Origin of the sequence: Thiomicrorhabdus sp., assembly GCF_041583835.1 — a bacterium.
GTDB lineage: Bacteria > Pseudomonadota > Gammaproteobacteria > Thiomicrospirales > Thiomicrospiraceae > Thiomicrorhabdus.
The window spans coordinates 1-13,166 of record NZ_JBFHFC010000018.1 but is presented as its reverse complement, the minus strand read 5'-3'; the positions used below and the strand labels follow the sequence as shown (position 1 = coordinate 13,166).

The 13,166-nt window shown below is 45.5% G+C and carries 11 protein-coding genes and 1 tRNA gene; 11 read left to right on the top strand and 1 reads right to left on the bottom strand.

Annotated elements, in window-relative coordinates; translation table 11 throughout:
* Nucleotides 1–149 precede the first annotated feature (149 nt).
* From ABY044_RS09075 to abc-f, 5 genes are all read left to right on the top strand, one after another.
* Entirely contained in the window at nt 150–1,466 is a 1,317-nt protein-coding gene (locus ABY044_RS09075) for an NAD(P)/FAD-dependent oxidoreductase (protein WP_373020055.1), read from the top strand.
* A gap of 91 nt (nt 1,467–1,557) precedes the next feature.
* On the top strand, nt 1,558–2,208 hold the full coding sequence (locus ABY044_RS09070; RefSeq protein WP_373020054.1) for a trimeric intracellular cation channel family protein: 651 nt from the start codon (nt 1,558–1,560) through the stop codon (nt 2,206–2,208).
* A 29-nt stretch (nt 2,209–2,237) separates the two neighbouring features.
* Complete coding sequence (locus tag ABY044_RS09065) at nt 2,238–3,488, top strand: lipoprotein-releasing ABC transporter permease subunit (RefSeq protein ID WP_373020052.1); 1,251 nt, start codon at nt 2,238–2,240, stop codon at nt 3,486–3,488.
* Complete coding sequence (lolD, locus tag ABY044_RS09060) at nt 3,481–4,176, top strand: lipoprotein-releasing ABC transporter ATP-binding protein LolD (protein ID WP_373020050.1); 696 nt, start codon at nt 3,481–3,483, stop codon at nt 4,174–4,176. The genes ABY044_RS09065 and lolD overlap by 8 nt, the downstream gene beginning before the upstream one ends.
* Before the next feature lie 12 nt (nt 4,177–4,188).
* Nucleotides 4,189–6,117 carry a ribosomal protection-like ABC-F family protein gene (abc-f, locus tag ABY044_RS09055; protein ID WP_373020048.1) on the top strand — a complete coding sequence of 643 codons (1,929 nt, stop codon included), beginning with the start codon at nt 4,189–4,191 and terminating at the stop codon, nt 6,115–6,117.
* 72 nt (nt 6,118–6,189) lie between these two features.
* Here abc-f and ABY044_RS09050 read toward each other — a convergent pair whose 3' ends face one another.
* Nucleotides 6,190–6,396 (bottom strand): DUF2892 domain-containing protein, encoded by a 207-nt coding sequence (locus ABY044_RS09050; RefSeq protein ID WP_373020046.1) that lies wholly within the window; start codon nt 6,394–6,396, stop codon nt 6,190–6,192.
* Nucleotides 6,397–6,646: 250 nt separating this feature from the next.
* Between ABY044_RS09050 and tig the strand changes: the two genes are divergently transcribed.
* The 6 genes from tig (at nt 6,647) to ABY044_RS09020 (ending at nt 13,119) form a co-directional block, all read left to right on the top strand.
* Complete coding sequence (gene tig / locus ABY044_RS09045; protein WP_373020044.1) at nt 6,647–7,960, top strand: trigger factor; 1,314 nt, start codon at nt 6,647–6,649, stop codon at nt 7,958–7,960.
* 177 nt (nt 7,961–8,137) lie between these two features.
* Nucleotides 8,138–8,740: an ATP-dependent Clp endopeptidase proteolytic subunit ClpP gene (gene clpP / locus ABY044_RS09040; RefSeq protein WP_373020042.1), complete on the top strand. Its 603-nt coding sequence runs from the start codon at nt 8,138–8,140 to the stop codon at nt 8,738–8,740.
* Between the two features lie 10 nt (nt 8,741–8,750).
* On the top strand, nt 8,751–10,010 hold the full coding sequence (gene clpX, locus ABY044_RS09035; RefSeq protein WP_373020040.1) for an ATP-dependent Clp protease ATP-binding subunit ClpX: 1,260 nt from the start codon (nt 8,751–8,753) through the stop codon (nt 10,008–10,010).
* Between the two features lie 97 nt (nt 10,011–10,107).
* Nucleotides 10,108–12,525, top strand: a complete 2,418-nt coding sequence (lon, locus tag ABY044_RS09030) for an endopeptidase La (protein ID WP_373020039.1) — start codon at nt 10,108–10,110, stop codon at nt 12,523–12,525.
* A gap of 118 nt (nt 12,526–12,643) precedes the next feature.
* The gene (locus ABY044_RS09025; RefSeq protein ID WP_279418671.1) at nt 12,644–12,916 is read left to right on the top strand and encodes an HU family DNA-binding protein; all 273 of its coding nucleotides are present in this window, start codon (nt 12,644–12,646) and stop codon (nt 12,914–12,916) included.
* Between the two features lie 127 nt (nt 12,917–13,043).
* A tRNA-Val gene (locus ABY044_RS09020) sits at nt 13,044–13,119 on the top strand.
* The last annotated feature ends 47 nt before the right edge of the window (nt 13,120–13,166 follow it).

Here is a 13,166-nt window from a genome sequence, read left to right as displayed (position 1 = left end):
AGTCCATCATGCACTAACTGTAGTTAAGTAGTGCTTATCAATAAGTAAGCTTAATTGACTACTATTAAAAGAATGTATAACGAAAATAAAAAATATAATCAAAATATATAGCGAAACTAGACAACGTAAAAATCAGAAAGGAAAGAAGCATGGCAACAGTGGTTGTGGTTGGATCGAGTACAGGTGGATTACCAATGTCTTACGATATTCGTAAGCATTTAGATAAAGGACACACAGTAAAAGTAGTTAATGCGATTGACGAGTTCAATTTCGTCCCTTCGAACCCTTGGGTCGCAGTGGGCTGGAGAAAGGCGGAAGACATCTCTTTTAAACTTGAACCGTATCTAACTCGCAAAGGGATTGAGTTTTATCACCAGACTTGTACTGGTTTGGATCCGGAAAATAACAAAATCACTCTGGACGATGGTTCCGAAATGGAATACGACTATCTTATCCTGTCGACCGGTCCGGCTTTGGCTTTTGATGAAGTAGAAGGATTTGGTCCTAAGAGTCACGGCGGTAACACCGTTTCGGTTTGTACGACGCCGCATGCATTGGAAGCCTACGAGCAATGGGAAGAGTTCTGTAAGGATCCGGGGCCGATTATCGTGGGTGCCGTTCAAGGGGCGTCTTGTTTCGGTCCGGCTTATGAATTTGCCATGATCATGGAAACGGATTTGCGTAAGCGTAAAATTCGTAGTCAGGTTCCGATGACATTCGTTACGGCTGAGCCTTATATCGGTCACTTGGGTCTTGGCGGTGTCGGTGATTCTAAAGGATTGATGGAATCTGAAATGCGTGCGCGCCACATCAACTGGATCTGTAACGCGAAAGTGACCAAGATCGAAGAAGGTATGATGTATGTGGACGAGCACAACAATCAGGGCGAAGTGATTAACCAGCACGAACTACCGTTCAAATATTCTATGATGTTGCCGGCGTTCAAAGGCTCAAAATTCTTGCAAGAGATGGTTGATTCGGATCCTGAGAAAATGGGTGGTCCTCTTGTGAACCCACGTGGTTTTGTAAAAGTAGACAAGTTCAGCCGTAACCCGACTTATCACAATATTTATGCGTTAGGTGTGGGGATTGCGATTCCTCCTGTCGATACTAAGTGTCCGGTTCCTTGCGGTACGCCTAAAACCGGTTTGATGATCGAGTCGATGGTCACGGCGATCTGTCATAACATCGAAGCGAATCTTGAAGGTAAAGAACCTCATGAAGAGCCGACTTGGAACACGGTGTGTTTGGCGGATATGGGTGATTCGGGTGCGGCGTTTGTTGCCTTACCTCAGATTCCTCCGCGTAACCTGACCTGGGCGAAAAAAGGTAAGTGGGTACACTTGGCGAAAATTGCGTTCGAAAAATACTTCATCCGCAATATGAAAGCCGGTAACTCTGAACCGATTTACCAAAAATACATCATGAAGATGTTGGGTATTAACCGTCTTAAATCCGATAAGTAAAATCGGTTGATTATCCAAAAACAGAATCAAATGAAATAGTTATTTGATTCTTCCGTAAAGCACCCTCAACTTTGAGGGTGTTTTTTTTTATTTGCTTTATAATACGCGCATGAGTTTTGCCCTATCCCTACATTATTTAGATCTGCTCGGAACCGTGGTGTTTGCGTTTACCGGCCTTTTGGCGGCAAGCCGTAAGCAATTGGATCTGTTCGGTGCAATCGTAATCGCAATGGTCACGGCCATTGGGGGCGGTACTTTGCGTGACGTCATTTTGGGGCAGCCGGTCTTCTGGTTAACCCAGCCTGTTTACATCTATGTAATTGTCTTATCTGCACTGTTTATGTTTTTCTATGCGCGCTTCAGACCCGTGCCGATGCGACTGCTATTGTTTTTGGATGCGTTGGGGTTGGCGGTGTTTACCGTTATCGGTGCTCAAAAAGCCCTGGCTTTGGGGTTGAGCGACCCGATCGTGATTATGACCGGGATTATGACCGGTGCAGCCGGCGGGGTCATCCGCGACGTATTGGTGGGCGAAGTGCCGCTGATTTTCCGTAAAGAGATTTATGCGACCGCATCCTTTATGGGAGCAAGTGTTTTGCTCCTGTTGATGCAAAACATCGAGAGTCAGGAATTGGCAATCACCATCTCCATTTTAGTTGTCTTGATTATGAGAATTTCGGCTATTGTATACAACTATAGCTTACCTATCTTTAACCCTGTTCATCGTGGCGATCATGACTGAGCCCTATCAAACGGAACTGCGAACTGATTATGTTTAAACTGCCTTACGAACTGTTTTTAGGACTGCGTTATACCAAAGCCAAACGGCGTAACGGTTTTATTTCGTTTATCTCTCTTTCTTCCATTATCGGTATCGCCTTAGGTGTGATGGCATTGATTACGGTTTTGTCGATCATGAATGGTTTTCAGCAGGAGTTGCGTGATCGTATTCTTGGGATGACGGCGCATTTGACTTTGACCGGAAGCGATTCAAGACTGTATGACTGGGAGAAGTTGTATCAAACCGTCATCACCCAGCCTGATGTTGTCGGTGCTGCCCCCAATATTATGGAGCAGGGGATGTTGACCAGCGGCGACGAAGTCAAGGGAGTCGCAATTCGCGGTATCAATCCGGATTATGAAGATCAGGTTGCCGATATCGACAGTAAAATGCTATTCGGAAAATTGTCGGATCTGCACCCTAAAGAGTACGGCATGATCCTAGGTTCCGAACTGGCGGGCAGTCTCGGTGTTTCGGTCGGCGACAAGGTGACGTTGATCGCACCGCAGGGGACGTTTTCCCCCGTGGGAATGGTTCCTAGAATTAAACGTTTTACCATTGTAGGGCTGTTTAAGGCCGGAATGCACGAGTACGACAGCGGCTTGGCGATCATTCATATCGAAGACGCCCAGAAGGTTTTCAAATATAAAGATGCAGTCGGCGGTTTGCAGTTGCGAATTAAGAATATGTTTGACGTACATTCGGTTCGCCATGAAATCGCCCAACATTTGGATCGACCGATGTATGTGCGCGACTGGACGCAACAGCATGCGAACTTCTTCAAGGCGATCGAGATGGAGAAGCGCATGATGTTTATCGTTCTGGCTCTGATTATTATGGTGGCGGCCTTTAATATTGTTTCCACCATGGTCATGGTGGTGACCGATAAGCAGGGGGATATTGCGGTATTGAGAACGTTGGGAGCGACTCCGAACAGCATCCAATCGATTTTTATTATTCAAGGTCTGGTGATCGGTCTGACCGGTGCGATTTTGGGTCTGTTAAGCGGCGTGGCGCTATCATTGAATATCGATGTGATCGTTCCGTTTATCGAGAACCTGCTTGGCTTTAAGTTCTTCCCCGCGGATGTGTATTACATCAGCCAAGTTCCGTCCAAGCTGGAATGGAGCGATGTATGGTATATAACCGGACTGGCGTTTTTATTGACCTTGTTTGCTACGTTGTACCCGGCCAGAAAAGCCGCCAAGGTTCACCCTGCGGAGGCATTGCGTTATGAGTGAGGAATTAAACAAGATGGTACTGTCCGCGCAAGGAATACAGAAAATCTATCAGGAAGGGTCCATATCCACTCAAGTGCTTACGCACGTCGATCTGAATATTGCAGCCGGCGAAAAGGCCGCAATTATCGGTGCATCGGGTTCGGGTAAGAGCACGTTATTGCATCTATTGGCCGGGCTGGATCAGCCGTCAGCAGGGGATGTGTCTTTGATGTCGCAGCCTTTTTCAAGTTTGAGTGCGGTTAAGCGCGGTCAAATGCGCAATAGTCATATGGGGTTTATCTACCAGTTTCATCATCTGTTGCCGGAATTGACCGCGTTGGAAAATGTCATGGTGCCTTTGCGAATTCGACGGGAATCGCCGCGTTCGGCTCAACAAAAGGCGGAAGCTTTGTTGAAACGAGTCGGTTTGGCGGATCGAGTTGATCACAAGCCGGGCGAGTTATCGGGTGGTGAGCGTCAGCGAGTTTCGATTGCCAGGGCGTTGATTACCCGTCCGGCGATTATTCTGGCCGACGAACCGACCGGGAATTTGGATCATGAAACCGCCGAACAGGTGTTTGAGTTGATGTTGGAACTCAATCAGGAATTACAGACGGCTTTGTTGATCGTAACGCACGATTTGGAGTTGGCTAAGCGAATGGATCGTCAGTTTAATTTGTTAGACGGTCGGTTGCAGTTGGTCGAATAGGATTTTGATTTCATGTTAGCCATTCAAAGTGTGTCGATTCGTGCCGGCTTGAAGCCGTTGTTTGAAAATGCGAGTTTAACGATTCATCCCGGGCAAAAGATCGGTCTGATCGGTCAGAACGGCGTGGGTAAAACGACGTTGTTTAAAGCGATTATGGGGGAAATACCCTTGGAAGCCGGTCAGATTTCGATTCCGGCAAACTGGTTGATCGGTTACGTTGAACAGGAAGTGGCCGATTCCGATCTGTGTGCTTTGGATTATGTCTGCTTCGGTGATACGCAATATGCTTTGTTGACTGAAAAAATTCATCAAGCCCAAGAATCGGGCGATCATGATGCCTTAGTGAAGGCGTATGATGAGATGGATCGAATCGCGGGCTACGAAGTGTCTCAAAAAGCTCAGCAGTTGTTGGCCGGATTGGGCTTTTCCGTTGAAGATCTTACCAAGCCGATTCAGGCGTTTTCCGGTGGTTGGCAGGTTCGTTTGAAGTTGGGGCGCGCGTTGATGCAGCGTTCTGACCTGTTGCTGCTGGACGAGCCGACCAACCACTTGGATATCGAAGCGGTCGCTTGGTTGATTCAATGGCTTAAGTCTTATCAGGGTGCGGTTCTGATCATTTCTCACGACCGTGACTTTCTGGATCAGGTGGTGCAAGGTATTGCCCATATTCAACAACAAAAAATCAATTACTATTCCGGTAACTTTGCGGCGTTTGAAAGACAGCGCAACGAGCAATTGATGCAGCAGCAAGCCTTGCATGAAAAGCAAAAGCAGCAGATGCAGCACCTTAAAACGTTCATCGAGCGCTTCAAAGCCAAGGCGAGTAAAGCGAAGCAGGCACAGAGTCGTGTGAAAGCATTGGAGCGCATGGAGCAGGTGGCGGCCGTGCAGGCGACCAATCCGTTTCATTTCGAATTTTTCGAACCGAAGCACCAGCCCGATCCGATGGTGAAAGTGGAAGGTGTGAGTTTCGGGTATGGCGATAAGGTCATTTTAGAGGATGCCAGTCTGGTGTTGCGTGCCGGCGATCGAATCGGATTGGTGGGCGTGAACGGATCGGGTAAGACGACTTTAATCAAGTTGTTGGTAGGTGAGGTTAAGCCGAGTTCGGGTCTTATTCAGATGAGCAAGGGCGTCAGTATCGGTTACTTCGCTCAACATCAGCTTGAGGCACTGGAGTTGGATCACAGTCCTTTGCAGCACATGTTGGCGCTGAGCGATGAAATCTCTGATCAGCAGGCACGAGACTTTTTAGGACAGTTCGGGTTTTCAAACGAGCAGACTTTGACGCCGGTAAGAACCTTTTCCGGTGGTGAGAAAGCGCGCCTTGCGCTTGCGATGATCGTATACCTAAAACCGAACCTGATTATCCTCGACGAGCCGACGAACCATTTGGATATGGATACTCGAGATGCGTTGGATATGGCGTTGCAGGAATTTGGCGGCGCATTGATTCTGGTAACGCACGATAAGCATTTGTTGGCGAGTATCGCCGATCAATTCTGGTGGGTGCATGAAGGTAAGATTACGCTGTATCACGGTGATTTGGAGTCTTATCTGCAGACACGCCTGAAAACCTTGAAGCAGTCACAGGAAGCGCTGAAGAGCAAATCCGACAGACCGGTTCAGAACAAAAAACAGCAGCGACAGCAAAATGCCCAACGTCGTAAACAACTTGATGTTCAGTTGAAACCTTATAACCAAGCGTTGAAGAAAGTTGAAAAACAAATGGATAGGGCGCAGGCCGAATTGGCTAAACTGCATGAGTTGATGGAAGACAGTTCGCTTTATGAGGCGGAAAATAAGGCTAAATTAACCGAAGCGATCAAGCTGCAGGCCGAATATGAAAAACTGAGTGAAGAGAGTGAAATGGAGTGGTTGGAGCTGCAGGAGCAGATCGAGCAGATTACAAAACAGTTCGATGAGCAGGATGAAGCTTGAATAATATGTTCGGAGAATAAAAAAGGCCTGAAGTTCAGGCCTTTTTATTGGTGTCGAGTAAGTTTTAAATGCTTACTTTGTAAACGCCAAACCGTGTTTCAATCCAAATTTACGTAGGATTTTAACCATCGGGCAGAAGCCGGTGATGCCGGAAAATACCAGGTTGGCACCCACGAAACCGGTTAGGTAGATCCATTCAGGTGTGTGGTAAACACTAAGAATGGCACTGCCTAACACCATGGTTCCGGCAACGAGTAAAACGATTCTTTCAATATTCATGTTATGTCCTTGAATCTTGCAGATATTTTTATATAAAATTAAAAAATATCTAATTGGTCTATACAAAAAAATTATCAAAATTCTAGCACTTTTTTTGTGCCGGACAAAGAGCTTAGAAATATTTCTTGTTGTTTTTCTTTGTTTTTCTTTAATTTTTTCCAATAAAAAAGTATAATTTTGCACCTTATTTCTAGCTACTGTGTTTGAATACACGGTAGCTTATTTTAATAACCAACTTTGAGAAAAGAACATGCAAGTAACTGTAGAAAAGCCAGAACAAGGTCTTGAGCATAAAATTACTGTCACATTCCCATCTGATGAATTAAACAGTCAAGTCGAGAAGCGTTTAAACGAAATCCGTCGTACCGTGAAAATGGATGGTTTTCGTCCTGGTAAAGTGCCGTTGAACGTTGTCAAAAAACGCCACGGTGCACAGGTTAAGCAGGAAGTGATGGGTGAGAAAATCCAGCAGACATTCTACGATGCGGTTGCACAAGAGTCTTTGAAGGTGGCTGGTTACCCAATGTTTGACGAGTTGGACGATAAAGACGGTTCAATTACATTCACTGCTCGTTTCGAAGTTTATCCGGAAATCACTATTCCTGAGTTTTCTGGTGCCAAGGCTGAAAAAATCGTTGCTGAAGTAACGGACAAAGACGTAGAAGACATGATTACTCGCCTTCGCGAACAGCGCATGGCTTGGAAACCTTCTAAGAGCGCTGCTAAGAAAGCTAAGAAAGGTGAGCAGGTCATTATGGATTTCGTCGGTAAGATCGATGGAGAAGTTTTTGAAGGTGGTTCTGCCGAAAACGTTCCTTTGGAACTAGGTAGCGGTCGTATGATTCCTGGTTTTGAAGACGGTATCATCGGCATGAAGAAAGGCGAAGAAAAGACGATTGAAGTGACATTCCCTGAAGATTATCAGGCAGAAGCGCTAAAAGGTAAGACTGCGACTTTCGACATTACCGTTCACTCGGTTTCGACTAAAGAGCTTCCTGAGATCGATGAAGAGTTTGTTAAGTCTTTCGGTATCGAAGAAGGAACTGAAGAAGCGCTTCGCAATGAAATCAAAGACAACATGGAAAAAGAGTTGGCGCGTGCCGTTCAAAACCAGAACCGTACTTCTGCATTAGATGCACTACAGGAAATCGTTGATGTTCAACTTCCTAAAGCATTGGTTGACCAGGAAGTTCAAAACTTGATGAACAACATGGTTCAGAGATTGCAGCAGCAAGGTATGAAGCCAGAAGACGTTAATATTTCTGCGGATCATTTCCAGGCAGATGCTGAAAAACGCGTTAAGTTAGGTTTGATCATGGGTGACGTTATTCGTGCCAACAACATCGAAGCTTCTGATGCCGACGTAGATGCATTCATCCAGGAACAGGCTTCTTCTTACGAAGATCCTTCTGAAGTGGTTAACTGGTATAAGCAGAATCCTCAGGCTCTAAACGAAATCAAAGCGATTATCGTTGAAAATGCGGTTGCTGAGAAAGTGCTTTCCGAAGCCAAAGTGAAAGAAGTGAAGAAGTCATTTGAGGAAGTCGTTAATACGGCTGCTTAATCGAACTTTTGAGCAAGTTTTGCCGGAACTTTTCGGTTCCGGCTGTAAAGAAAACTTAACCTGCCGAGGGAAATTTTTAATTTGTCTTCGGGGTTAAGTTTTTTTTTGCTTAAGAAAAGGCTAAGATACCTCATAAAGAATATCAATAATTGAAATAAACGAGGCATGGTATACAGAATGGATAGTAATTTGGTTCAAAACGCTTTAATCCCAATGGTTATTGAACAAACGAGTCGCGGGGAGCGTTCCTACGATATTTACTCTCGTTTATTAAAAGAACGCGTTATTTTTATGGTCGGTCAGGTCGAAGACCATATGGCTAATTTGATTGTGGCGCAGATGCTGTTTTTGGAATCAGAGAATCCGGATAAAGACATCCATTTATACATTAACTCTCCGGGTGGAAGTGTGACCGCAGGTATGGCGATTTATGACACCATGCGTTTCATTAAACCGGATGTCAGTACGATGTGTATCGGTCAGGCAGCCAGTATGGGGTCTTTCTTACTTTCCGCCGGTGCTAAAGGTAAGCGTTACGCGTTGCCGAATTCACGAGTCATGATTCATCAGCCTTTAGGCGGGTTCCAGGGGCAGGCGAGTGATATCCAGATCCACGCTCAGGAAATCATGAAAATCAAAGATACCTTAAATAGAGCTTTGGCGGATCATACCGGTCAAAGCTTAAAAACCATCGAAAAAGATACGGATCGTGATAATTTCATGAGTGCGCAACAAGCGCTTGAGTATGGTTTGGTAGATCAAGTATTGACACAACGATAGGATTAGATTGATGAGTGATGAAAAGACATTATATTGTTCATTTTGCGGAAAAGGGCAAGATGAGGTTCGTAAACTCATAGCCGGTCCTTCGGTGTATATCTGTGATGAATGTGTCGAGCTTTGTAATGATATTTTGCAAGAAGAGTTCGGCGGCGAAGAGTTATCGCACTTCGAACTTGAGAATTTGCCGACGCCTCACGAGATCAGCAAGATTTTGGACGATTATGTTATCGGGCAGCATTCCGCAAAGAAGGTACTTTCGGTAGCGGTTTATAACCACTACAAACGTTTGCAGAACTCTCATGTTAAAGACGACGTCGAACTGACTAAGAGTAACATCCTTTTAATCGGGCCGACCGGTTCGGGTAAAACTTTGTTGGCGCAAACCTTGGCGCGTCTGTTGGACGTTCCTTTTGCAATTGCCGATGCAACAACTTTGACCGAAGCCGGTTACGTTGGTGAGGACGTTGAAAGTATCGTACTTAAGTTGCTGCAACGTTGTGATAACGATCCGGAAAAGGCCGAGCGCGGTATCATCTATATCGATGAGATCGATAAGATTACCCGAAAATCCGAAAATCCGTCGATTACCCGTGACGTTTCCGGTGAAGGTGTTCAGCAGGCATTGCTAAAGTTGATCGAAGGTACCCAAGCATCAGTTCCTCCTCAGGGTGGGCGTAAACATCCGAATCAGGACATGATCCAAGTCGATACTTCCAAGATTCTGTTTATCGTCGGTGGGGCGTTCGAAGGTTTGGATAAGATCATCGATCAGCGCATGGAAACCAATTTGGGTATCGGCTTTGCGGCAGAAGTGAAATCTGCGGATAAGAAGAAGACGATTTCCGAGAAATTCCAGAGTATCGAACCGGAAGATTTGATCAAGTTCGGTTTGATTCCGGAATTTGTCGGACGTTTGCCGATGATTTCCGCTTTGGAAGAGTTGAATGAAGAGGCATTGGTGCAAATTTTGACCGAGCCTAAGAATGCATTGGTGAAGCAGTTCCAGAAAATGTTCGAGTTGGAAGGGGCTGAATTGCAGTTCAGAAAAGATGCTTTATTGGAAATTGCCAAGCTTGCAATTGAGCGTAAAACCGGTGCGCGTGGATTACGTTCGATTATGGAGCAGTTGTTGCTAGACACAATGTATGACTTACCAAGCTTGAAAAATGTCGAGAAAGTCGTTATTAATAAAGCAGTGATTCAAGGTAAGAAACCCCCAATGATGGTGTTTAAGGAAGATGAGCCTAAAAAAGCCTCTAGTGAATAACGATTTACTATTAGCAAACGGCAAAAACATCTTTTAAAAATACCCAGCTTGGCTGGGTATTTTTTTTGGTGCTTACCCTTTTATAGGAAGGAAAAACATGGAACTCGACCAAGTAACAATGAAAATGAATGTATTAGTGCTTCCGCTACGTGATGTAGTGGTGTTTCCCGGCAACGTGATGCCGCTTTTTGTCGGGCGTGAGAAATCGATTCAAGCACTGAATGAAGCGATGGAAGGGGATAAGCAAATTTTTCTAGTGACGCAAAAAAGTGCGGAACTGGATGTCCCGAGTATGGAAGATTTATATTCCGTCGGAACGATGGCGAATATTTTGCAGTTGCTAAAGTTGCCGGACGGCACGGTGAAGGTGCTGGTGGAAGGGGTGCAGCGTTTTAGATTATTAAGTCTGAATCATGAAACCAATGTGCTGATGGGCGATATTTCCGAATTTATGTCCGTAGAAGAAAACGAAGCCGATACCGTGGTATTGATGCGTGCATTGAAAGACAGTTTCGTTAAATACGGCGAACTTAAGAAGAAGATTCCGTCCGAAGTCATCAGTTCGGTTAAGAAGGAAGAGGATGCAGATCGTTTGGTCGATCTGGTTTCGGCTAATGTGAATCTCAAAGTCAGCGAAAAGCAGGCTTTGTTGGAATTGGCGGCGGTCAACGAGCGTCTGGAAAGAATGTTGACGGTGGTTGAAACAGAAAGAGAGTTGTTGGAATCCGAAAAGCGTATTACGACACGTATTAAGAAACAGATGGATAAAACTCAGCGTGAGTATTATCTAAACGAAAAGATTAAGGCGATTCACAGTGAGTTGGCCGGTGATGATGAAGAGACGGTCAGTGAATTCGATCAGATTTCAGAGAAGATTGAAGAAGTCGGCTTAACTGAAGAAGCGAAAACCAAAGCGAAAGCCGAGTTGAAGAAGCTTAAGATGATGCCTGCGCAGTCTTCCGAAGCGACCGTGGTGAGAAACTACCTGGATTGGTTGTTGGATATTCCTTGGAAAAAGCGTAGCCGAGTTTCCAAAGACTTGCATAAGGCCGAGGACATTCTAGACAGTCAACACTACGGCTTGGAGAAGGTTAAAGAGCGTATTGTCGAATATCTGGCCGTTCAGAAGCGTGTACGTAAGATGAAAGGGCCTATTTTGTGTCTGGTTGGGCCTCCGGGGGTTGGTAAAACCTCTTTGGCACGCTCTATTGCCGAAGCGACGAACCGTAAATACGTACGTATGTCTTTAGGCGGTGTGCGTGACGAAGCCGAGATTCGCGGTCACCGTAAGACTTATATCGGCGCCTTGCCGGGTAAGATCATTCAAAAGATGAGTACGGCCGGCACCAGAAATCCGCTATTCCTGTTGGATGAGATCGATAAAATGTCGAGTGATATGCGCGGTGATCCGGCCAGTGCTTTGTTGGAGGTCTTGGATCCCGAACAGAACAGTACCTTTAACGATCACTATCTTGAAGTCGATTATGACTTGTCGGATGTGATGTTTGTTGCGACTTCTAACTCGATGGATATTCCGGAAGCGTTGCTTGACCGTATGGAGGTGATTAACCTTTCAGGGTATACCGAGCCTGAGAAGTTGAATATTGCTCGTCAGCACTTGTTGCCGAGAGCTGAGAAGGATCATGGCTTAAAGGCCGGTGAGCTCGAAATTACCGAAGAGGCGCTTAAAGCCATTATCGAAACCTACACGCGCGAAGCGGGCGTACGTCTATTGGCACGTGAGTTGGCTAAGATTTGCCGTAAAGCGGTTAAGAAATTGGTGACGGAAGAAGTCAGCGGCAAGATTGTCATTACTCCGGATGAATTAGAGTCTTATTTAGGTGTGGCACGTTACCGCATCGGTTTGGCGGATGAGATGAACCGTGTCGGACAGGTGGCCGGTTTGGCCTGGACACGTGTCGGTGGTGATCTGCTGCGTATCGAAGCGACGGCTATGCCTGGTAAGGGTAAATACTCCAGTACCGGTCAATTGGGCAGTGTCATGAAAGAGTCCGTAGATACGGCCATGAGTGTGATTCGTAGCCGTTCTGCCAGTTTGGGTCTCAGTGAAGATTTTTATGAGAATCTAGATCTGCATTTACATTTTCCTGAGGGTGCAATCAAAAAAGACGGACCGAGTGCGGGTATTGCGATTTGTACCGCCATTACATCCGTATTGACTAAAATTCCGGTTCGGGCAGATGTTGCCATGACCGGTGAGATTACTTTACGTGGTGAAGTGCTTCCAATCGGTGGCCTTAAGGAAAAATTATTGGCGGCATTACGTGGCGGAATTAAAACCGTATTGATACCACATGATAATGTTCGCGATTTGGCTGACGTTCCTGAAGAGGTTAAAAAACAGCTCGATATTCGTCCGGTTCAATGGGTTGAAGAAGTGTTTGCAGCCGCATTAGAATCTTTACCTAGCCCCATAAAGGAAAGTAATGATATAGCGGCGTTTTCGGGGACCGAGAAGGTTAAAACGACAGAAAAGGGCACAAAACGACATTAATTCGTAAATTCACGGTTTTTTACTTGACACTGTGAAGCAAGGATTGCTATAAATGTTGCTAGCCCTTGACTGGCGCTAGAATCAAACAAAATAAATGGTACTCATGGAGATTAAACAAATGAATAAATCTGAATTAGTAAGTGCAATTGCAGAAGAAGCTGGTTTAACAAAAGCTGATGCAGCTCGTGCATTGGATGCGACTGTTTCTGCTATCACTGGTGCGTTAAGCAAAGGTGATTCTGTAGCGATCATCGGTTTCGGTACTTTTAAGGTTGGTGAGCGTTCTGCACGTACTGGTCGTAACCCTCAAACTGGTGCTGAAATGCAAATTCCAGCGGCTAAAGTTCCTAAATTCTCTGCTGGTAAAGCTCTAAAAGATGCCGTTAATTAAAATCTGTCAAAAATTTGTAAAAAACAGATAAATTTAATTGACAACTTCTCCCAACAACCTATAATACGCCACATCAATTAAGCACAGCGATAACGACAAGCCGAAAGGCCTGCCAAGCGGCTTAATTGGGTGATTAGCTCAGTTGGGAGAGCATCGCCCTTACAAGGCGAGGGTCACTGGTTCGAGCCCAGTATCACCCACCACGGAGCGGTAGTTCAGCTGGTTAGAATACCTGCCTGTCACGCAGGGG

What these genes read in the sequence shown, in the direction of transcription:
- ABY044_RS09075 (WP_373020055.1), top strand. Translation starts at nt 150, where the DNA reads ATGGCAACAGTGGTTGTGGTTGGATCGAGTACAGGTGGATTACCAATG.
- ABY044_RS09065 (WP_373020052.1), top strand. Translation starts at nt 2,238, where the DNA reads ATGTTTAAACTGCCTTACGAACTGTTTTTAGGACTGCGTTATACCAAA.
- lolD (WP_373020050.1), top strand. Translation starts at nt 3,481, where the DNA reads ATGAGTGAGGAATTAAACAAGATGGTACTGTCCGCGCAAGGAATACAG.
- abc-f (WP_373020048.1), top strand. Translation starts at nt 4,189, where the DNA reads ATGTTAGCCATTCAAAGTGTGTCGATTCGTGCCGGCTTGAAGCCGTTG.
- ABY044_RS09050 (WP_373020046.1), bottom strand. Translation starts at nt 6,396, where the DNA reads ATGAATATTGAAAGAATCGTTTTACTCGTTGCCGGAACCATGGTGTTA.
- tig (WP_373020044.1), top strand. Translation starts at nt 6,647, where the DNA reads ATGCAAGTAACTGTAGAAAAGCCAGAACAAGGTCTTGAGCATAAAATT.
- clpP (WP_373020042.1), top strand. Translation starts at nt 8,138, where the DNA reads ATGGATAGTAATTTGGTTCAAAACGCTTTAATCCCAATGGTTATTGAA.
- clpX (WP_373020040.1), top strand. Translation starts at nt 8,751, where the DNA reads ATGAGTGATGAAAAGACATTATATTGTTCATTTTGCGGAAAAGGGCAA.
- lon (WP_373020039.1), top strand. Translation starts at nt 10,108, where the DNA reads ATGGAACTCGACCAAGTAACAATGAAAATGAATGTATTAGTGCTTCCG.
- ABY044_RS09025 (WP_279418671.1), top strand. Translation starts at nt 12,644, where the DNA reads ATGAATAAATCTGAATTAGTAAGTGCAATTGCAGAAGAAGCTGGTTTA.